Below are 20,367 nucleotides of genomic sequence, written 5' to 3'. Positions count from 1 at the left end.
GACCCCCCGCGCCGGGGCGAGAACCGAGCCGGGTACCCATCGAAGACGGGTACAGGAAGCAGGGCGGGTACCCACCGACGGTGGGGGCGGGTACCCACCGACGGTGGGCCGGGAGACGTACTCCGGGTACGTTGAGGATGGGTGACGACTGAGGACGCAGAGATGCGACGGTTATCGCCACGGCGCTACCCGACGAGGGCGGCGATCAGCCTCGCGACCGCCTTCAGCGCCATCCGGGTGCCGCGATGGAGGACCAGCGCGTGGGGAACCGCTCGCGGGTAGGTCAGGGCGACGACCAGCGCACGACCGTGGCGCAGGCTCCCTGCCCGCGTCACGAGACCGACGAGCTCGCCGGGGAGGAGCTGAAGCGCGGTGTCCGAAACGGCGCGAACGACCACCGAGGCCGACCCGTGGCGAGACGCCCAGGCCAGGATGGCGGCAGACTCCATGTCGACGGCCGAGGCGCCAGTCGCGCGCCAGCGCTCGGCCTTCGCCTCCGGCGTCGCGATCACCTCGGAACTGGACAGGAGCAGCCCGGTCCACGCGCCGGCCGCGAGCCTCACCGCCGCGGCGTGGAGGCCGGGTGTAACATTCAGGCGCTCGCCGGCAGGGCCGAGGACGCTCTCGGGGAGCACGAGGTCGCCGACTGCCAGCCCCGGCGCCAGGGCCCCGCAGCTCCCCGCGGCGATGAGCACCGGCGATGCGAGATCACGGGTGAGCGCCGGCCAGCGGTCGGGAAGAAGCGCGGCTCGAAGCCCGACCGGGACCACCCGCAGCCTGACGCGGTTCCGCGAGCCCTCGTAGACAGGAAAAGGGAGGAGGTCCGCAGAACGCGGCAGCTCGAGCTCGCGCGCCAGGCGCCGAGCTTCCAGTTCGACACCGGTGAGGACGAGGGCCCCAGTCACTCAGGCTCCTTGCCGTGGCGGCCGTCGGCCGCGCCCTTCCCCTTGGCCTCGAGCCAGGCCGTCCACGAGTTGTCGGCGGCCATGTCCCTGCCGGTGAACTTGACGTTCCGGATCTCGGAATAGCGGATCGTGAAGGGCCCGTTGCCGGCGAGGTCGAACATCTGGATGAAGGGCTCCGGCACGTCACGGTCGCGATTGAAGATGTAGCCTTCCACCTCGGTCCCGTCCACCCTGACGATCGTGGTGTTGCCGCGGTAATCGAAGGCGAGGTCGATCACCTCGGCGAGAGTCAGGGAGTCGCCCGGCTCCGGCACCCAACCCTGGAGCGACATCGGTTACAGCTTGCCGGTGAGCGTGGCCAGCACCGTGTCCCTGAAGCCCTTCCAGCTCCCGAACGTCTCGTTCACGGCGGTGGGCTCGAAGCCGCAGTGGACCATGCAGTCCTGGCACTTCGCGTTACCGCTCCGGCGGCCGTAGTCCTGCCAGCGCGTGTTCTCCATCAACTCCCGGAAGCTCTCGGCATAGCCGTCCTGGAGGAGGTAGCAGGGGCGTTGCCAGCCGAAGATGTTGAAGGTGGGGTTCCCCCAGGGCGTGCACTCGTAGTCGCGCTTGCCCATGAGGAACTGCAGGAACAGCGGCGACTGGTTGAACTTCCAGCGCTTCTTCGGACCGGAGAGGATCGCGGAGAAAAGGTGCTGGGTCTTGCTGCGCCGGAGGAAGTGCTCCTGGTCCGGCGCCTTGGAGTAGCTGTACCCGGGGGAGATCATCATGCCTTCCACGCCGAGGTTCACCATCTCGTCGAAAAACTCCCTCACCCGCAGCGGGGAGGCCCCATCGAAGAGGGTCGTGTTCGTGGTGACCCGGAACCCGCGCCGCACGGCATCCCAGATGGCCTCCACGGCCTTGTCGTACACACCATCGCGGCACACGGCCGCATCGTGCTCCTCGCGGAGACCGTCCATGTGGATGCTGAAGCTGAGATACCTAGAGGGCTTGAACACACCCTGTTCGAGCTTCTCCTTGAGCAGGAGCCCGTTCGTACAGAGGTAGACGTACTTCTTCCGGGCAACCAGGGCGTCGACCAGCCTCCCGATCTCCGGGTACAGCAGCGGTTCCCCGCCGGGAATGCTCACCACCGGCGCCCCGCATTCATCGACGGCCCTGAGGCACTCTTCGACCGAGAGGTGCTTCCGCAGGATCTGGGGCGGGTACTGGATCTTCCCGCAGCCCGCGCACGCCAGGTTGCAGCGGAAGAGCGGCTCGAGCATCAGCACGAGCGGGTAGCGCGTCCTCCCCCGGACCTTCTGCTTGATCACGTAGGAGGCCACGGCCCACATCTGCAAGAGTGGCACGCTCACGATAATCCTCGGAGGGGGGCTTCGCCCCCCTTCCGAAGCCTCCCCCCTAGGGTTGCGCGGGCGAAGCCCGCGCTCGAAACGCCCGAGACGTTGCCCTCTGCGACAAAGGTCCGCCAGAGCCAGAGCAGCATTCCCCCGGCCGCGTGGAGCAACACCCCTGCGCTCAGCAACAGTAGCTCGCCGATCCACCAGGTGACAGCTAAGTTGAAGACCAGAACGGCATAGTAGAGCGCGATCCCGCCGAGGAGGTCGCGCCGTCGCGGTGGAGCCTCGCTTCCGCAGACCCAGGAATACGCCCCGACGATGACCCACCCCACGACGGCCCATCCAAGGAAGTTCGACAGCGGAACGCCGAAGTACGCCCCCCCCTCGGGGTAGTAGAAGATCGCTCCCAGGAACCAGCGATCCCCGCGGACCGCGAGCGGATCGATGACCACATCGAGCAGCATCATCAGCAGGCCGGAGAGAAACACGACCCCGACGCCCCGGGCCCGGTCGAGGACGAGCCGGGCCAGGGCGAAGGAGGCGTAGGCCAGGAAGCCGAACGACAGGGAGTCCATGAACGGCACGTTGGCCAGGTACAGCTCCTGCCCCCGGCTCGCGCCTGTATAGTGGTAGAGCCCGAACGGGACCCCCGTCCGCGTGGAGGCGAACTCAGCGGCAAAGGCCACCGCCCACGCCCACCCGGTGAAGGCAAGGGTGCGCCGGCCGCCAAGCTCCCGGCCCGCCACGAACAGATGAGCAGCCAGGAACGCAAAGACGTAGGGTCTGAGGAGCACGGTCGCGAGCAGGAGATAGGGAAGATCAGTCATCAGGTGCCCCAGCGAACCCGACAGGACATTACCGAAACCCCGCTGATTTTTCAAGCTAATTGTTCACATTTCCATTTCCGATCCGCTGTGATAGGATCGAGCGTCGTGCTCACCTTGACACTGTCCCGTTCAACCGTTGACGCGGCCATCGAGCGGGCCCGGGCCTTTCTCCTCGGCACCCAGGCGGGCGACGGCCACTGGGTCGGCGAGCTCGAGACCGACACCACCATCACCACCGAGTACCTCCTCCTCCGCCACCTGCTGGACCAGGTGGATCGGGAGCGAGAGGCCAAGGCCGTCGCGTACTTGCGTTCCCGCCAGCTCCCCGACGGCGGTTGGAACCTCTTCGAAGGCGGCCAGGCCAATCTGTCAGCGACCATTAAAGCGTATTTCGCTCTGAAGCTGGCTCGCGTTCCTGTCGACGATCCGGCGATGGTCTCGGCGCGTCGGTTGATCAGGGAGCTGGGCGGTCCGGTCAGGGCCAAGGTCTTCACCAAGATCACGCTGGCGCTGTTCGGCGAATATCCGTGGTCGGGGGTGCCGGCCATGCCGGTGGAGATCATGCTGGTGCCGCAGGAGATCAAGCTGCTGCCGCGGTGGTGGTCCTTCAACCTCTACGAGGTCTCCTACTGGTCCCGGACGGTGATCGTTCCGCTCCTCATCCTGATGGACAAGCGGCCGGTGAAGCGGCTCCCGCCCGACCTGAGGCTCGACGAGCTCTGGCCCGTCCCGAGGGAGCGGGCGCGGCTCCGGTTCCCCCGGGTGCCCCGCCCGTTCTCGCTCAAGACGTGGTTCTGGAAGAACTTCTTCATCACCGCGGACGACGCGCTCAAGGCCTGGGAGCGGTGGAGTCCGCGGCCGCGGCGGGCCCAGGCCATCGAGGCGGCCCGCCAGTGGTTGGAGCCGCGGCTCGCCGTCCCCGGCGGGCTTGGCGGCATTTACCCTGCCATGGCCAACGCGGTCCTCGCCCTGCGCTGCCTTGGGTATCCGAACGACCACCCGCTGATCCAAAACCAGCTCAAGGAAATCGAGGCGCTCGCCGTCGAGACGGCGGAGGCGATTCACTACACGCCTTGCCCCTCACCGGTCTGGGATACCGCGCTCGCCGTCAACGCGCTGATCGAGTCCGGCCTGCCCGCGGATCACCCGGCGCTCCTCCAGGCCGGGGAGTGGCTCCTCGGTAAGCAGGTGCTGGTGCCCGGCGACTGGCGGGTGAAGCGTCCGCACGTCATGCCCGGAGGTTGGCCGTTTCAGTACGGCAACGACTTCTATCCGGATCTTGACGACACGGGGATGGCCATGGTGGCGCTCCAGAAGATCCGGGGCCTCGACCCGGACAAACAGCGCTTTGCCCTCAAGCGAGGGCTCCACTGGGTGCTCGGGATGCAGGGCACCGACGGCGGGTGGGGGTCCTTCGATGCTGACAACAACCGGCTCATCCTCAACCACATCCCCTTCGCCGACCACGGGGCGCTCCTCGACCCCTCCACCGAAGACCTCACCGGGCGCGGGCTCGAAGCCCTGGGCACGCTCGGCTATGGTCCCGACTTCCCCGGGGCGGCGAGAGCGATCCGCTTCCTCCGGCGCACCCAGCACCCGAGCGGCCCGTGGTACGGGCGCTGGGGCGTGAACTACATCTACGGCACCTGGTCGGTGCTCCGGGGACTGCGGGCGATCGGGGAAGACCTCTCGCAGGGGTACGTCCAGAAGGCGCTCGATTGGATCGAGAGCAGGCAGAACCCGGACGGCGGCTGGGGCGAGACCTGCGAGAGCTACGCGGACCGCTCCCTGGCCGGGGTGGGACCGTCGACGCCGAGCCACACAGCCTGGGCGCTGCTGAGCCTGTTTGCCGGCGGTCGCACCGCGGGCGCGCGCGTCGAGCGGGGCATGCGGTACCTGCTCGAGAGCCAGCGGGACGACGGCTCGTGGGAGGATCGCTACTGGAACGGCACTGGCTTCCCCCGAGTCTTGTACCTCAAGTACCACTATTACGCGAAGTACTTCCCCTTGTGGGCATTGGGGGTCTATCGCCAAAGCAACCGATGAGCGCCTACGCCGCCCTCCTGACTTCCGTCCAGTCCGTCGGCCAGGTCTCGCTGGAGGGAGTGCAGTCGCTGGGCCGCTTCGGGCTCTTCCTCGCTCAAGCGATCACGTGGACCTTCATCCCTCCCTTCAAGGGCTACCAGGTGCTGCAACGGATCCACTTCATCGGGTTCCGCTCGCTCTCGGTCATCATCCTCACCGGCGCCTTCACCGGGATGGTGCTGGGACTCCAGGTATTCCTCACGCTCACGCGCTTCGGCTCGGAGGCCTTTCTCGGCCCGGCGGTCGCGCTCTCGCTTATCCGGGAGCTCGGCCCGGTGCTCTCAGCCCTCATGGTGACGGGACGAGCGGGCTCCGCGCTGACGGCCGAGATCGGGATCATGCGGATTTCCGAGCAGATCGACGCCCTCACCGTGATGGCCCTGAACCCGTTCCGCTACCTGGTCGTCCCGGCGCTCGTGGCCGGCCTCATCACCTTTCCGCTCATGACCGCCCTCTTCGACGTGGTCGGCATCTTCGGCGGCTATCTCGTCGGCGTGAAGCTCTTGGGCCTCTCGTCCGGGACCTACTTCGGCGAGATGCAGACCTTCGTGGACCTGGCCGACATCATGACCGGCTTCTGGAAGTCGCTGAGCTTCGGCGTCCTCGTGACCTGGGTCTGCGCCTACAAGGGATACTACGCGGGCCACGGCGCCGAGGGCGTGTCGCGCGCCACGACCGAGGCGGTCGTGCTCTCCTCGGTCCTGATCCTCGTCTGGGACTATTTCATGGGCTCCGTGCTCCCGTGATACGCGCCGAGGACCTCTACAAATCCTTCGACGGCCAGGCGGTCCTCCAGGGCCTCTCGCTGGAAGTGCCGACCGGCGAGGTCATGATCGTCATCGGCCGGAGCGGCGGAGGGAAGACGGTGTTCCTCAAGCACCTCCTGGGGCTGCTCCGACCGGACGCGGGACGCGTCCTGGTGGACGGGACCGATATCACGCGCCTCCGCCCGCGCGCGCTTGACGGGATCCGGCAGCGCTACGGCGTCGTCTTCCAGGGCGGGGCGCTCTTCGACTCCATGACGGTCTTCGACAACGTGGCGTTCCCGCTCCGCGAGAAGCGACGTCTGCCGGCCGCGGAGGTGACGGGACGGGTGGAGGAGAAGCTGGCGCAGGTCGGGCTGGCCGGGATGGGCCACAAATTTCCCGCCGAGATCTCGGGCGGGATGAAAAAGCGCGTCGCCATCGCGCGGGCGCTGGTCACGGAGCCCGAGATCGTCTTCTTCGACGAGCCCACGACTGGGCTCGATCCGGTGCTCGTGAACGCCATCCACCACCTGATCCTCGATCTCCATCGGAAGTTCCGCTTCACGGCGGTGATGGTGAGCCACGAGATCCCCGAGATCTTCCAGATCGCCCAACGCGTGGCCATGCTCCACGCCGGCGTCATCGTCGAGGCCGGACCGCCGGAGGCGATTCAGGCCTCGCAGAACCCGGTGGTCCAGCAGTTCATCCGGGGGGAGGTTGAGGGCCCCATCCGGCCCACCTGAACCCCCGAACCGCCTGTCGGAACCGCCGAAGTCGCGGAGTGGGGAGAGCTGAAGATGCGCCGAGCAGCGCTGGAGTTCGGGGTCGGGGTCTTCGTCATCCTCGGCATCTTGGCTTTGGCGTACCTTTCGATTAAACTGGGGCGAGTCGAGCTGCTGGGAGGACCTGGATACGTGGTCACCGCCGATTTCCCATCCGTCGGCGGCCTCAAACCCGGCTCCGCCGTGGAGATCGCCGGCGTGGAGGTCGGGCGCGTCGAGGCCATCACCCTGGCGGACTACCAGGCGCGGGTCACGATGCGGATCCGCTCCGAGGTCAAACTCCAGGAGGACGCCATCGTCTCCATCAAGACCAAAGGGCTGATCGGCGAGAAGTACGTGCGGATCAACCCGGGCGGCTCGGATCGGCTCATCCCGCCCAACGGCCGCCTCCGCGAGGTGGAGGCGCCGGTGGATTTCGAGGAGCTGCTCTCCAAGTACATCTTCGGGAAAGTGTGAGGTGTCAGACGCTCGCCATACTGGAGGTCCGCCGATGATGCATTCTCGGTATCCGAGCCTCGTGCTCGCCGGGCTCCTCGCCCTGCTGGCGGTGCCGGCGTCGGCGGGAGCTCCGACGGACCAGCTCAGGGGTGCCATCGACAAGGTCGTGAAGATCCTCGAGGACCCGGCGCTCAAAGAAGACAGCAAGGGGAAGGACCGGCGCGCGGCGGTCCGGAAGGTGGCCAACGACATCTTCGACTTCGCCGAGACCGCGAAGCGTTCCCTCGCCCGACACTGGCAGGCTCGGACCGACCGGGAACGGGAGGAGTTCGTCAGGCTTTTCGGGGACCTGCTGGAGCGCGCGTACATCTCCAAGATCGACCTCTACGGCGGGGAGAAGATCGCCTACGTCGGGGAGCTGGTCGATGGCGACGTGGCGACCGTCCGGACCAAGATCGCCACGCCGCAGGGCACCGAGGTGCCGGTCGACTACCGGCTCCTCCGCCGGGGGGACCGCTGGCTCGTCTACGACGTCTCGATTGAGGGTGTCAGCCTGGTCTCCAACTACCGCACCCAGTTCAACAAGATCATCCAGACCTCGTCCTACCAGGAGCTGGTGAAGAAGCTGAAGACCAAGCAGGAGGAGTTCGCCGGCGCGGAAGACTCCAAGGTCAAGGCGCCCGCGACGAAACGCTGACATGACGAAAGCCGCCAGGCTCCGAGCGCTCTTGAGGCAGCCGGGTACCGTGGCCGCGGTGGGGGCCCACGACGCCCTCAGCGCCAAGCTCATCGAGGCCGCCGGGTTCCCGGTGGTCTGGTCCTCGAGCTTCACCGTCGCCGCCGCCCAGCGGGCGATGCCCGACGTCAACCTGCTCACGATGACCGAGAACCTCGAAGTCGCGCGATATATCAACGACGCCGTCGCCATCCCGGTGATCGCCGACTGCGACAACGGTTACGGCAACGCGATCAACGTGATGCGGACGGTGGAGGAGTACGAGAAGGCGGGCATCGGGGGGATCTCGATCGAGGACAACGTCTTCCCCAAGCGCTGCAGCCTGTACCCAGGGGTGCGTCGCGAGCTGGCCACCCTGGAGGAACACGCGGGCAAGATCCGCGCGGCCAAGCGCGCGCAGCGCGACCGCGACTTCGTCGTCATCGCCCGGACCGAAGCGCTGATCGCCGGGTGGGGGATGGCAGAGGCCCTCAAGCGCGCCCACGCCTACGCCGAGGCCGGCGCCGACATGATCCTCGTCCACTCCAAGGCCCCCACGGCCGCGGAGGTGCTGGAGTTCTTGCGGCGGTGGGACCGGGGCATCCCGATCGTGGTGGTCCCCACCCTCTACCCCTCGGTCGGCTTCGACGAGCTCGAGGCCGCGGGCGTGAAGCTCGTGATCTTCGCCAACCAGGTCCTCAGGGGCAGCGTGAAGGGCATGCAGGAGACGCTTGCCGTCCTGGCGCGGACCCGTCACCTGGAAGCCGTGGCCCCGCACACCGTGACGCTGGAAGAGATCTACCAGCTGGTCGGGGTCTCCGAGTTCAAAGCCTACGAGGCCGAGTTCCTGCCCTCGGGCGCGGACCAGGTGCGGGTCATCATCATCGCCGCCGGGTCGGGCAAGTCGCTCCTCCCCCTGACCGAGGACCGGCCCAAGTGCCTGCTCGAGATCAAGGGCCGGAGCATCCTCGACCGGCAGCTCGAGACGCTTCGCGCCTGCGGGATCCACGACGTGGTCCTGGTGCGGGGGTACCGCAAGGAGAAGGTCACGATCCCGGGGATCAGGTATTACGACAACGACCGCTACGAGGAGACCGGCGAGCTCTACTCGCTGTTCGCGGCCGAACCGGAGCTGCAGGGACGCCTCCTCTTCCTCTACTCGGACATCATCTTCGACCAGGCGGTACTCGAGAAGCTGCTCAGGTCCAGGGCCGACGTCGCGATCGCGGTGGACCGCTCCTGGCCGGATCACCGCGACCGGCTGCTGCCGCTGTCCAAGCCCATGGACCTGGTGATCACCCGAAACCCGCCGGCGCCTCGGCACCGCTTTCTCTCCTCGGAAGACGAGGACACCGTGGTGCGGATCGGCCAGTGGCTGCCGCCCGAGGAGGCCACTGGGGAGTTCATCGGGATGGCCCTCTTCTCCGAACGAGGATGCCACCGGCTCCGGGACCTCTGGGCGCGCCTCCGCGCCGCACACCGGGGGACGTTCCACGAAGCCGACTCGCTCGAACGGGCCTCGTTGACGGATCTGCTCCAGCGGCTGGTGGACGATGGCGAGCCCGTCTCGTGTGTGGATGTCTACAAGGGGTGGCTTGAGGTAGACACCTTCGAGGACTTCCAGCGGGCCTGGGCCGAGGTCAAGAGCTAGGGGGCGCCCGCTGACGACCCGGACACCCACCCCAACGGTGGGTGTTACTCTTTTGGGGGGCCCGTGACCGGAAAAGAGTTCGCGACCCAGCTCGAGGGCCTCGGGCACGACTTCTTCGCCGGCGTGCCCTGCTCCCTCATCGAGGGCGTCCTGGACGCCCTCGAGCACCACCCCCGCCTCCCTTACCTCGCCGCCGTCCGGGAGGACGTCGCCGTCGGCCTCGCCGCCGGGGCCTGGCTCGGCGGCAAGCGGCCGGTGGTGCTGCTCCAGAACTCGGGGCTCGGCACCGGCCTCAACGCTCTCGCGTCCCTCGCGCTCCTGTACAAGCTGCCGAGCTTGCTCGTCGTGAGCTGGCGCGGCTACCGGGGCGTCGACGCACCCGAGCACCTCCTCACCGGCGCCATCACGCCGCAGCTGCTGGACCTCCTCGGGATCCGTCACCGCACGCTGTCGGCGACCTCCATCGCGGCGGACCTGGTCTGGGCAACTCGGGAGGCCGGCGAGCGCATGGAGCCGGTAGCCGTCCTCGTTCCGCCCGGGGTGCTCGAGGCCGGGGCGGCGACCGAAGCTCCCGGCGGTCGCGCGGAGGTCAAGGTAGCGCCGCGCGCCAGCCGGCCACACGCAGAGCCTCCGGCCGAGCTGGTGCCCGTCCTCTCCCGCTACGAGGCCCTCCGCGTGGCGCTCGGGTGCCTCTCGGGGGAGCCGGTCATCCACGCCAACGGCTACATCTGCCGCGAGTCGCACGCGGTGGCGGACCGGCAGCAGAACTTCTACATGATCGGCTCGATGGGGCTGGCCGCCGCGATCGGCCTCGGCCTGGCCGTGGCGCGTCCCCGCGTGAAGCCCGTGATTTTCGACGGGGACGGCAACTTGCTCATGAGCCTGGGGATCCTGCCGATGGTGGGCGCGCTCGCGCCGCCGAACTTCGTCCACGTCGTGTTCGACAACGAGGTCTACGGCTCGACCGGCAACCAGGCCTCTCTGTCGCGCGAGGTCCGGCTCGACCGGCTCGCTGCGGCGGCGGGATACCGGACGAGCAGAGCGGCGACGACCGCCACCGAGATCGGGCTGGCGATGCGCGCAGCCTTGGCCGAGCCCGGGCCTCACTTCATCCTGCTCAAAGTGACGGCGCACGAGGAACCCGCGCCGCGCATCCCGTACCCGCCTGAGGCCATCCGCGACCGCTTCCGCGCGTCCCTCGGAGCGAGCTGAGATGCCGCGCCGGATGATCCTGCTCAACCCCGGGCCGGTGAACATCTCCGAGCGCGTCCGGCACGCGCTGCTCCGCCCGGACATCTGCCACCGCGAAGACGAGTTTGCCCGGCTGATGGCCTCGATCCGCTCCCGGCTCTGCGCCGCCTTCGCCCCGAGCGGATTCACCGCTGTGCTCGTCACCGGGTCGGGCACGGCGGCGCTGGAGGCGGCAGTCACCTCCTCGGTCGAGCCGGACCGCGCCCTGCTCGCGGTCGTCAACGGCGTGTACGGAGAGCGGATCGCGCGGATGGCCGCGCTCCACGGCATCCGGGTCGTCGAGATCGCCGGAGCGTGGACGCGGCCACCTGACCTGGCGCGCGTGGAGGCCGCGCTCCGGTCGGACCCCGGGATTCAGGTCGTCGCGATGGTCCACCACGAGACGACCACGGGATTCATCAACCCGCTCCCGGAGGTGGCGCGGCTCAGCATGAAGTTCGACAAGACGGTCCTCGTGGACTCGATCTCGGGCCTCGGCGGCGAGGCGCTGGACCTCCGGGCCACCGGCGTGGACCTGTGCGCCGGGACCGCGAACAAGTGCATCCAGGGCGTCCCGGGTCTCGCCTTCGTCCTCGTGCGTCACGAGGAGATGGCGCGGATCGCCGCGATCCCGCCCCGGGCCGTGTATCTCTCGCTCCCGAGCAACTGGCAGGCCCAGGAGAAAGGCGAACCGCTCTTCACACCGGCGGTTCACGCGGGCTATGCGCTGGACGAAGCGCTCGCCGAACTGCTCGAAGAGACCGTTCCCGCCCGGATCACCCGCTACGGCCGGGCTGCAGCGCTCCTCCGTGACGGGTTTCGCCGGCTGGAGCTCACCTTTCTCCTGGGGGAGGCGGTGCGCAGCAACACGATCACCGCGCTGGAGCTCCCCGCCGGACTCTCCTACGCGCGGCTCCATGACCAGCTCAAGGCCCGCGGCTTCGTGATCTACGCCGGCCAGGGGGCGCTCGCACCCAAGATCTTCCGCGTGGCCAACATGGGAGACGTCTCCCAGGAGGAGTACCGCGAGTTCCTGACCGCGCTGGAAGCCGTCCTGTCCGCACGATGAAGGCCGTTATTCTCGCCGCCGGGGTGGGACAGCGGCTCGCGCCCCTGACCGACGGCCGGCCCAAGTGCCTCCTGCCCGTGGGCGGGCGGTCGCTCCTCGAGCGCATGCTCGACGCGCTCGAGGCGGTGGGGTTCAGGGAAGCGCTGGTGGTCGTCGGTCACTGCAAGGAGCAGATCCGGGAGCGGGTCGCTTCGCGGGCCGGAACCCTCGGCGTGCGCTGCGTCGAGAACCCGGACTACACCAAGGGCTCGATCCTCTCCCTCTGGTCGGCGCTCGAGGCGCTTCGGGGCGACCTCCTGATCTTGGACGCCGACGTGCTCTTTCCCGTGGAGCTCCTGCGACGCCTGATCCACGCGCCCGCGCCGAGCGCCCTCCTCCTGGACCGGGCCTTCACCGAGACGGGCGAGGAGGTGAAGCTGTACGCGCGCGGCCCGCGGGTCGTCGCGATGGGAAAGAAGATCACCCCGCCGCCCCACGACGTCGTGGGCGAAGGAGTCGGGTTCTTCAAGTGCGCGGGGTCCCACCGCGAAACGCTCCAAGCCTGCGTTGAGGAGGTCCGGCGCGCGGCGGGTGACGGGATCGAGTACGAGGACGCCCTGGACCAGCTCCTGCGGCGGGTCGAGGTCGGCTGGGCGGACGTGACCGGGCTCGCATGGACCGAGGTCGACTTCCCGGAGGATCTGCGGCGCGCCGAGCGCGAGGTCCTCCCGAGGATCGAGGCAACGGCCCGATGAGCCTTGCCGCCGTGATCTATCTCCCGGACGCCGCTAGCCGGCAGTGGGTTTCCTGCGCCGTGGCCGGCCGGAGCGTGCTCCTGCGGCTGCTCCTGACGGCCGTTCACGTCGGCGTCGGCGAGATCGGGCTCCCGCGCGGCCTCGCCGACGAATCCCTCGTCTCCCAGATCCGGCGCCACCCCCGCCTGTCCGCAGCCGTGTTCGCGCTGGAGGATCGAGCGCTCGGGTCCGGCGCCGTGCTCCTGCTCCCGGCCCACACCGTCATGGACGCGGGAAGCCTCAGGAAGCTCCGCGACGCCGCCCAGCGCGGAATCACGGCAGCGCTCGAGGAGTCCAAAGGGAGCCCCGCTCCGGTGATGGTGATGTCAGGCACGGACGCCCAGCTGTTCCGGGACCGGCTGGTGGCGGGGGCTCCGATCGCCGAGGAGCTGGAGCTCCGGCTCCGGAGCGACAGGGTGTCGCTGATCGCCGGAGGCGGCTACTTCGTTCCCGTGACGGATAGCGGGAGCCGGCGCGAGGCCGAGGCCGCGCTCTACCGGAGCCTCGGCACAGAGGCGGATAGCCTCATGGATCGCCTGATCAATCGCCGCTGCTCGCGCTGGCTCACCCGACTCCTCGTGAGGTTTCCGGTCACCCCCAACCTCGTCAGCCTGGTGAGCCTTGCACTCGGGCTGGCGGCCGCCTGGCAGTTCTGGTCCGCCACGCCCGCGTCCGCGCTCCTCGGTCTGCTCTGCTACCTGACGGGCGTCGTGGTCGACCACGCGGACGGCGAGATCGCCCGGCTGACTTTCCAGGAGTCGGCCCTCGGCCGCTGGCTCGACCTTTCCGCGGACACGGTCACGCACGCGCTCCTAGTCCTCGGGATCGCCGTGACCGCAAGCCGGATCGGAGGGACGCTCATGCTCGCGGGCGGGGCCCTGGCGGCCTGCGGGATCTTCATGAGCGCCCTCTTCGCCAACCTGATCCTCCCCCGAATGCGTCCGCCCGAGCGTCTGGGGCGCGCACTCGTCCGGTTGGGGAACCGCGACCCCTTTTACCTCGTCCTGATCTCCTTCATCCTCTTGCTCTGGAAGGCTCCGTGGGCCCTGACCTACCTCGTCGGCGTGCTCGCCCTGGGTTCGCAGGCGTACTGGCTCACCTGCCTGGCCCGGTGGAAGCGGCTCGCCCGATGAAGACGGTCCGGCTGGCGCTCCTCGCGCTCGGTGCGGCCTTCGTCGGTTACCTCATCGTCGAGGTCGGGCCCGACATGCTCCTGACCTCTATCCGTACGCTCTCGTGGCGGCTGCTCGTGGTGCTGGTCTTCCCGTTCGGCGTCGTCACGGTCCTCGACACGCTCGGCTGGCGGTTCGCGTTCCACCGCGACCGGGCCTCCTTCCTCACGCTCTACCCGGTGCGCCTGGCGGGCGAAGCGTTCAACGTCGCCACGCCGACCGCGTCCGTGGGAGGCGAGCCGGTGAAGGCCTACCTCCTTCGCCCCCGGGTGCCATTCGAAGAGGGCCTGGCCTCGGTAATCGTCGACAAGACGACGATCACGCTCGCCCAGGGCTGCTTCCTCGTCCTGGGCCTAGGGCTGGCGTGGGTGCTCTTCTCCCTCCCCTCGGCGTTCCTCCACGGGATGACAGGGCTGCTCGTGATCGAGACGCTCGCCCTGGGAGGCTTCGTCATCGTGCAGCGCCGCGGCATCTTCGGTGGCGGGCTCAAGCTCCTGACAGGGCTCGGGCTGGCCTGGGGCGAGCGCCACGCGGACAAGCTGCACGGCCTCGACCGCGCCCTGGCCGCATTCTACCGGGAACGCCGCGGACGGCTCTGCGTCTCGCTCCTGTGCCATTTCCTGGGCTGGATCCTCGGCAGCCTGGAGGCGTACCTGATCCTCTACTTCCTCGGGATCCCGATCTCGCTGACCACGGCCTTCGTCATCGAAGCCTTCGTCGCAGCCGTCAAGTTCGCCGCGTTCCTGATCCCGGCCGGGCTGGGCGCGCTGGAGGGAGGCAACGTGGCCGTGTTCGCGGCCCTCGGTCTCGGTGCCGGTCTTGGCCTCTCCTTTGCCCTGGTCCGCCGCCTCCGGGAACTGACCTGGGTCACGGCAGGGCTCATCGTCCTGGCGTTCCTGCGGAGCTCCCTCACGTCGGAGCTCGCGGCGTGAGGCCGGGGCTTCCTGGCTCGGTATGCTAGAATCCCAGTGCTTGCGGTTCGCTTTTCCCGCCTGATCCCCGAGAAAGGAGGCAGCAGCGTGGAGACCGTTCGTGTAGCCATCGTGGGTGTCGGCAACTGCGCCTCCGCCCTGGTCCAGGGAGTCCACTACTACCGGAACGCGCCCGACGAAGGCTTCATCCCCGGGCTTATGCATCCCCGCCTCGGCCCGTATCACGTAGGGGAGATCGAATTCTCCGCCGCCTTCGATATCGACGCCCGGAAGGTCGGCCGCGACCTGGCAGAAGCCATCTACACCCCGCCGAACAACACGACCAAGTTCTTCGACGTCCCGCCGCTGAATGTGCCGGTCCACCGCGGGATGACGCACGACGGGCTGGGCCAGTACCTCTCGCAGGTGATCCAGAAGGCGCCAGGCTCCACCGCCGATATCGTGGGGATCCTGAAGGACACGGACACCCACGTCGTGGTCAACTTTTTGCCGGTGGGCAGCGAGATGGCCACGAAGTGGTACGTCGAGCAGGTGCTGGACGCCGGCTGTGGCTTCGTGAACTGCATCCCGGTCTTCATCGCGCGGGAGGCGTACTGGAGGCGCCGGTTCGAGGAGCGGGGGCTGCCGGTGGTGGGTGACGACGCCAAGTCCCAGCTCGGCGCCACCATCGTCCACCGCATCCTGACGCGCCTCTTCATGTCCCGGGGCGTCGCTCTCGAGCGCACGAGCCAGCTCAACGTGGGGGGGAACACGGACTTCCTGAACATGCTCGAGCGCCAGCGCCTGACGTCCAAGAAGACCTCGAAGACCGACGCCGTAACCTCCCAGCTCGCCCACCCTCTCCCGCCCGAGGTGGTCCACATCGGCCCGAGCGACTACGTCCCCTGGCTCGCCGACCGGAAGTGGGCGTACATCCGCCTGGAGGGCCGGGGCTTCGGCGACCTGCCCGTCAACCTGGAGCTCAAGCTGGAGGTCTGGGACTCTCCCAACTCCGCCGGCGTCGTCATCGACGCGATCCGCTGCTGCAAGCTGGCCCTGGACCGGGGGCTGAAGGGCGCGCTGCTCGCGCCGTCCGCGTACCTGATGAAGTCACCGCCGGAGCAGTGGCCCGACGAGGTCGCGCGCGCCCAGCTCGAGCGCTTCATCGCGGGCGAGGAGTAAGGGGTGATCGCGATCTCCCGGACGGGCCGGTTGCTCCGCCGCGTGGTCCGAGTGGCCTGCGAGCGCCCCGCCCTGACGGTGGTGCTCTCGCTGGCGCTCGCCGGTGGCGGAATCGCCTACGCCCTCTCAGCGATCACCTTCAAGACCTCCACCCTCCACCTCCTCCCGCCGGGACAGCGCTACGCGACCCTCTACCGGCAGTACGCCGACGACTTCGGCGAGCTCGATGACATCGTCGTGGTCGTCCAGGGCAGCACCGTGGACGAGTCGAAGGCGTACGCCGCCCGCCTCGTCCGGGAGCTCCGCACGAGCCCGATCCGCTTCCAGCGCGTGGCCTACCGGATCGACCCCAAGCGCTTCGAGGGGCGCGCGCTCCTCTACCTCTCGACCGAAGAGCTGACCGAGATCCGCGACAAGATCTTCGACTACCAGGAGTTCATGGAGGCCTTCGCCGCCACGCCGACGCTGGGACAGCTCATCGAGGGGATCAACCAGCAGATCGCCGCCGCCTTCCTCGCCCACTTCTTCGACATCGGGGTCGGCGACGGCCGCGCGTCCACCGACCTCCGGTTCCTCCGCCAGCTCCTGACGCAGATCGAGGAGCGGACCGAGCACCGCCACCCGTACCGCTCGCCGTGGGGTACGCTCTTCTCCTTCGGCCGGGCCGAGGAGGCGGACTCTGGGTACTTCCTCTCCGACGACAAGAGCCTGCTGTTCATCCTGGTCGAGCCGGCGAGCCAGAAGGGCAGCTTCACCGGCGACCGCACCGCGATCGAGATCATCCGCCAGCGCATCGCGGATCTCCGCGCCGAGTTTTCTGAGGTCCACGTCGGCGTCACGGGCCCTCCGACCATCTCCAACGACGAGATGACCGCCGCGTTCCGGGACAGCGAGGTGGCGACGCTCCTGGCGTTCGCCCTGACCCTGGGGCTCCTGCTCGTGGCGTTCCGCCGCGTGGGCAAGCCGCTCCTGATGCTCGCGGTGCTGGCAGTCAGCCTGGCCTGGTCCATGGGGATCGTCACGCTGACGGTCGGGCATCTGACCATCTTCTCGGTGATGTTCATCTCGATCGTAGTGGGGATCGGGATCGACTACGGCATCTACTTCCTCTTCCGCTACGAGGAGGAGATCTTCCTCGGCCGGAATCTCAGGGAAGCGCTGGAGCTGACCGCCGCGCGGAGCGGGCCCGGGATCCTCCTCGGCGCGGTCACCGCGGCCGGGACGTTCTACGTCCTCATGCTCACCGACTTCCGCGGCATCCGGGAGTTCGGCTTCATCTCGGGCACCGCGCTGCTCATGGCGTTCCTCGCCATGCTGACCTTCTTCCCCGCGCTCCTGGTGCTCGTCGACCGCCGGCACGCGACGCGGCCGCGCGGCCGGATCCCGCGCGCGATCGAGCTCGAGCGGATCCGCGTGCCGCTCCTCGAGTGGCTCGCCCGACATCCCAAAACGGTCCTCACGGCGGCAGGCCTCCTCACCGCCTTCTCGCTCTGGGCCGTGCGCACGGTGGGCTTCGACTACAACCTCCTGAACCTTCAGGCCGAGGGGACCGAGTCCGTGGTGTGGGAGCGGAAGATCCTCGCCACCGCCGGCCGCTCGGGCTTCACGGCCCTCGCCAGCGCCACCTCGCTCGACGAGCTCAGGCGGAAGCACGAGGCCTTCGAGCGGCTGCCGTCGGTCTCGGAGGTGGACAGCGTGCTCATGCTGATCCCGGACCGGCAGCTCGAGAAAGCGAAGATCATCCAGGACTTCGCCCCGCTGGTCGCGCCGGTCCGCGTCGGCCGCCCCCGCTCACTGGACTTGGACCACCTGGTCGCGGCCCTCGAAACCCTCAAGCGGCGCTTCGACGTCGCCGTCGCCGAGGCGGGCCCCGGAGGACCCGATCGCGAGGTAGCCGCGGTCCGCGCACAGGTCGGCACGCTCGTCGAGAAGCTGAACGCCGCCGATCGGGACATGGTCGAGCCGGCGCTGAACCACTTCCAGGCCCAGCTCTACTGGGACTTCATCGAGAAGTTCCACACCCTCCAGCGGAACCTGAGGCCGCGACCGGTCACGCTCAGGGACGTGCCGGCGGAGCTGCGTCGAAAGTTCATCGGCGCGAGCGGTCGTTTCCTGCTCCAGATCCACCCGAAGGTGGACATCTGGGATCGGCAGGGCGCCACGCGCTTCGTCGAGGAGCTCCGCTCCGTCGACCCCGACGTGACCGGGCCCCCGATCATCACCTACGAGGCGATCCGGCTCATGGAGAAGGCCTACCGCCAAGGAACCGCTTACGCCTTCGTCCTGGTCGCGGTCCTCGCCGCCCTCATGATCCGGCGCCTCAGGGAAACGTGCCTGGCGCTGGTCCCGCTGCTCCTCGGCACACTCTGGACTGTGGGCCTCATGTACGTCTTCGACCTCAAGTTCAACCTGGCCAACGTCTGGGGGCTCCCGCTGATCATCGGGGCGGCGGCGGAGTACGGCCTGAACGTCGTGGTGCGCTTCATGGAGGGCCGCGCCCACGGCGGCCCGCTGCTGGCGCGGAGCACGGTGATGGCCGTGGTCTTCAACGGGCTCACCACCATCGCCGGCTTCGGGAGCCTCCTGGTCGCCCAGCACCAGGGGATCTGGAGCCTCGGCCTCCTGCTCACGATCGGCGCCTGCGCGAGCCTGGCCTCCTCGCTGCTCGTGCTCCCGGTGCTGATCCGCCTCGTCACCCCGACCGCGACCCTGGAGGGCCGGCAGGTCTCGGTGCCCGCCGCCTGAGCGTCGCGCCGGCCGACCGGCTCAGCCGGGCCGTGTGACGTCCGAACGCCGCCTCCACTCCTCGTTCAGCCGGTACACGAAGAGCAGCAGCTCGGCCACCACGCGATAGAGCTCCGGCGGGATCTGCGTCTCCAGGTCGAGCGCGGCCAGTGCCTCGACGAGAAACGGATCCTCCCGGATCGGGACGCCATACCGTCGGGCTGTCTCGACGATCCGGTCGGCCACGACACCCTGGCCCTTGGCCACGAGGCGAGGGGCTGCGTCGCGGGGAGGACGATAGCGGAGCGCGGCCGCCGTCCGCCGCGTGACGCGGGCAGGTCGCGGCGCCGGGGACGTCATAGGAGCGCGTCGAGCAACGGCCAGGCGAGGAGCCGCGACGGCCGGAGCGGGCCGACCGCCTCCGCGCCGGGAAGCGCCAGCGCCTGGACCGCACCGACCCGGAGCCCCCGGCTCGTAAGACCGGAACGGAGCTCGGCCAGGCGCGCGCCGGCGAATTCGGCAACGTGTGGATCGGAGCAGGCCAGGTAACACGAGACCTCGTCGCCCTTCAGGCGGACCACCACGCGCAGGGCTCCCAGAGCATCCGGCTGAAGCTGGAGCGTGAGGTGCGTCACCCTCTCGTGCGCCTCGCCACGTCCCGCGCTCTCTTCGTCCTCCACCAGAATCGCCGCCGGCTCCCATCCCCTGGGGCCACGCACCGCGACCTCGAGGAGGAGCTGGCCGTGAGCCATGGCCAGCACGTTCAACGCCTGTCGCGCCTCGACCCGAGCCAACGCCTGACCCGCAAGCTCCTTGAGGTTGTCCGGGAGCACGTCCGCCCCCGGGTCCCCGAGGATCCTGGCGAGCGCCGTTCTGAGATCCGCCTCGACTCCTGAGCCACCTGGAGCCGCTCGGCCATCGCCGAGCTCGAGCAGGCTGCGTTCTACCGGCTGTGCCAAGGAGCGGATCGCGCTCCGGAGCGCTTCCGATGTGAGCCGGCCGAGATCGACGCTGGCCTCGGCCAGCGCTCGCTGGAGTCCTCTCAGGATCCGGCCGGCTTCGGGCTGAAGCCTCACAGCCTCACCCGCCCCGGTCGCGACCCCGGGCTTCTGCTGAGCGCCGGGCCCGCGGTGCGATGATGGAGCCCGGACGCTTCCAGCGTCCGCTCCGCTGGTCGAGACGTCTCCAGCTTCCGGGCCTGCATCACGCGGGACCGAGCCGAGAGAGACCGTGCCCGGAGGCTCACCCGGCCCGGGCGGCGGGGCCTCGGGCCGGACCGAGACCTCCGGAAGCCGGGCCTCGGGCTCTGGCCCGGGCACGCGGAGGCCGCTCAGCTCGCCTTCGGGTGCCGAGACAGCCCCACCGGCGGAGGCGACAGGCTTATCCTTCGGAACGGCGGCGGGCGAAATTGCCACGGCGGTCGGAAGCGGACGACCCGGTAGGAGAGGAATGTGCCGCGAGGACTGTAACGCTCCGGACGAGGTCGGCCCTCGATGCGGGGCGGACCTCTCGGGTTGGGCGGGCTCCGCGACGGTCGCGGGTCCCTGAGGTTCGACAGACGGCCCGCCCGCGCCCGCGGCGGCCCGAGCCTGCCGAGGGTCGGGCGGTCCAACGGGAGGGAGAAGCGCCGGTGGGTGGAGCGAGTTCCTGGGCGGCGCCGGAGGCGGAGCCAGGCGTGCCGCGTCGGGATACGCAGTTGAGGGCTTGGACCCTGTGGCGCGCGTGACGCCCGGCCGGGGCTCGGCTCCTGATCGGGCCTCGTCATCCTTCCCGGGCGTCTCGGGCGTCGCGGCTTCGTCCAACTCGGAACCAGC

The 20,367-nt window shown here is 69.0% G+C and carries 19 protein-coding genes; 13 read left to right on the top strand and 6 right to left on the bottom strand.

What is annotated here, in order from left to right; genetic code table 11:
- Positions 1-185: 185 nt before the first annotated feature.
- From HY726_16020 to HY726_16005, 4 genes are read right to left on the bottom strand one after another with little or no spacing between them, the layout of a single operon-like run.
- Positions 186-905, bottom strand: coding sequence for a hypothetical protein (locus HY726_16020; protein MBI4610505.1), 720 nt, complete (start codon positions 903-905; stop codon positions 186-188).
- Positions 902-1,237: a hypothetical protein gene (locus HY726_16015; protein ID MBI4610504.1), complete on the bottom strand. Its 336-nt coding sequence runs from the start codon at positions 1,235-1,237 to the stop codon at positions 902-904. Before HY726_16015 ends, HY726_16020 begins: the two co-directional genes overlap by 4 nt.
- A gap of 3 nt (positions 1,238-1,240) precedes the next feature.
- Complete coding sequence (gene hpnH, locus HY726_16010; protein ID MBI4610503.1) at positions 1,241-2,263, bottom strand: adenosyl-hopene transferase HpnH; 1,023 nt, start codon at positions 2,261-2,263, stop codon at positions 1,241-1,243.
- Entirely contained in the window at positions 2,260-3,075 is an 816-nt protein-coding gene (locus HY726_16005) for a carotenoid biosynthesis protein (protein MBI4610502.1), read from the bottom strand. Before HY726_16005 ends, hpnH begins: the two co-directional genes overlap by 4 nt.
- Positions 3,076-3,180: 105 nt before the next feature.
- Between HY726_16005 and shc the strand changes: the two genes are divergently transcribed.
- The 13 genes from shc (at position 3,181) to HY726_15940 (ending at position 18,574) form a co-directional block, all read left to right on the top strand.
- Entirely contained in the window at positions 3,181-5,121 is a 1,941-nt protein-coding gene (gene shc, locus HY726_16000; GenBank protein MBI4610501.1) for a squalene--hopene cyclase, read from the top strand.
- Complete coding sequence (locus tag HY726_15995; GenBank protein MBI4610500.1) at positions 5,118-5,906, top strand: ABC transporter permease; 789 nt, start codon at positions 5,118-5,120, stop codon at positions 5,904-5,906. Before shc ends, HY726_15995 begins: the two co-directional genes overlap by 4 nt.
- A complete protein-coding gene (locus tag HY726_15990; GenBank protein ID MBI4610499.1) occupies positions 5,903-6,649 on the top strand; it encodes an ABC transporter ATP-binding protein in 747 nt (248 codons plus the stop codon). Before HY726_15995 ends, HY726_15990 begins: the two co-directional genes overlap by 4 nt.
- A 54-nt stretch (positions 6,650-6,703) precedes the next feature.
- Positions 6,704-7,144 (top strand): outer membrane lipid asymmetry maintenance protein MlaD, encoded by a 441-nt coding sequence (gene mlaD, locus HY726_15985; protein MBI4610498.1) that lies wholly within the window; start codon positions 6,704-6,706, stop codon positions 7,142-7,144.
- Positions 7,145-7,178: 34 nt separating this feature from the next.
- Positions 7,179-7,823, top strand: coding sequence for an ABC transporter substrate-binding protein (locus HY726_15980; GenBank protein MBI4610497.1), 645 nt, complete (start codon positions 7,179-7,181; stop codon positions 7,821-7,823).
- Position 7,824: 1 nt separating this feature from the next.
- Positions 7,825-9,492 carry an isocitrate lyase/phosphoenolpyruvate mutase family protein gene (locus tag HY726_15975; protein MBI4610496.1) on the top strand — a complete coding sequence of 556 codons (1,668 nt, stop codon included), beginning with the start codon at positions 7,825-7,827 and terminating at the stop codon, positions 9,490-9,492.
- Positions 9,493-9,555: 63 nt separating this feature from the next.
- Positions 9,556-10,704, top strand: a complete 1,149-nt coding sequence (locus HY726_15970) for a hypothetical protein (protein ID MBI4610495.1) — start codon at positions 9,556-9,558, stop codon at positions 10,702-10,704.
- Position 10,705: 1 nt separating this feature from the next.
- The gene (locus HY726_15965) at positions 10,706-11,791 is read left to right on the top strand and encodes an aminotransferase class V-fold PLP-dependent enzyme (GenBank protein MBI4610494.1); all 1,086 of its coding nucleotides are present in this window, start codon (positions 10,706-10,708) and stop codon (positions 11,789-11,791) included.
- The gene (locus HY726_15960; GenBank protein ID MBI4610493.1) at positions 11,788-12,525 is read left to right on the top strand and encodes a phosphocholine cytidylyltransferase family protein; all 738 of its coding nucleotides are present in this window, start codon (positions 11,788-11,790) and stop codon (positions 12,523-12,525) included. The genes HY726_15965 and HY726_15960 overlap by 4 nt, the downstream gene beginning before the upstream one ends.
- A complete protein-coding gene (locus HY726_15955) occupies positions 12,522-13,697 on the top strand; it encodes a CDP-alcohol phosphatidyltransferase family protein (protein MBI4610492.1) in 1,176 nt (391 codons plus the stop codon). Before HY726_15960 ends, HY726_15955 begins: the two co-directional genes overlap by 4 nt.
- A complete protein-coding gene (locus tag HY726_15950; protein MBI4610491.1) occupies positions 13,694-14,668 on the top strand; it encodes a flippase-like domain-containing protein in 975 nt (324 codons plus the stop codon). Before HY726_15955 ends, HY726_15950 begins: the two co-directional genes overlap by 4 nt.
- Before the next feature lie 87 nt (positions 14,669-14,755).
- A complete protein-coding gene (locus tag HY726_15945; GenBank protein MBI4610490.1) occupies positions 14,756-15,829 on the top strand; it encodes an inositol-3-phosphate synthase in 1,074 nt (357 codons plus the stop codon).
- 3 nt (positions 15,830-15,832) lie between these two features.
- A complete protein-coding gene (locus tag HY726_15940) occupies positions 15,833-18,574 on the top strand; it encodes an MMPL family transporter (GenBank protein MBI4610489.1) in 2,742 nt (913 codons plus the stop codon).
- Between the two features lie 21 nt (positions 18,575-18,595).
- Here HY726_15940 and HY726_15935 read toward each other — a convergent pair whose 3' ends face one another.
- Positions 18,596-18,913: an EscU/YscU/HrcU family type III secretion system export apparatus switch protein gene (locus HY726_15935; protein MBI4610488.1), complete on the bottom strand. Its 318-nt coding sequence runs from the start codon at positions 18,911-18,913 to the stop codon at positions 18,596-18,598.
- Positions 18,910-19,629 carry a flagellar hook-length control protein FliK gene (locus HY726_15930; protein ID MBI4610487.1) on the bottom strand — a complete coding sequence of 240 codons (720 nt, stop codon included), beginning with the start codon at positions 19,627-19,629 and terminating at the stop codon, positions 18,910-18,912. Before HY726_15930 ends, HY726_15935 begins: the two co-directional genes overlap by 4 nt.
- Between the last annotated feature and the right edge of the window lie 738 nt (positions 19,630-20,367).

The organism is Candidatus Rokuibacteriota bacterium, assembly GCA_016209385.1.
GTDB lineage: Bacteria > Methylomirabilota > Methylomirabilia > Rokubacteriales > CSP1-6 > JACQWB01.
This window is presented reverse-complemented; position numbering and strand designations above follow the sequence as displayed.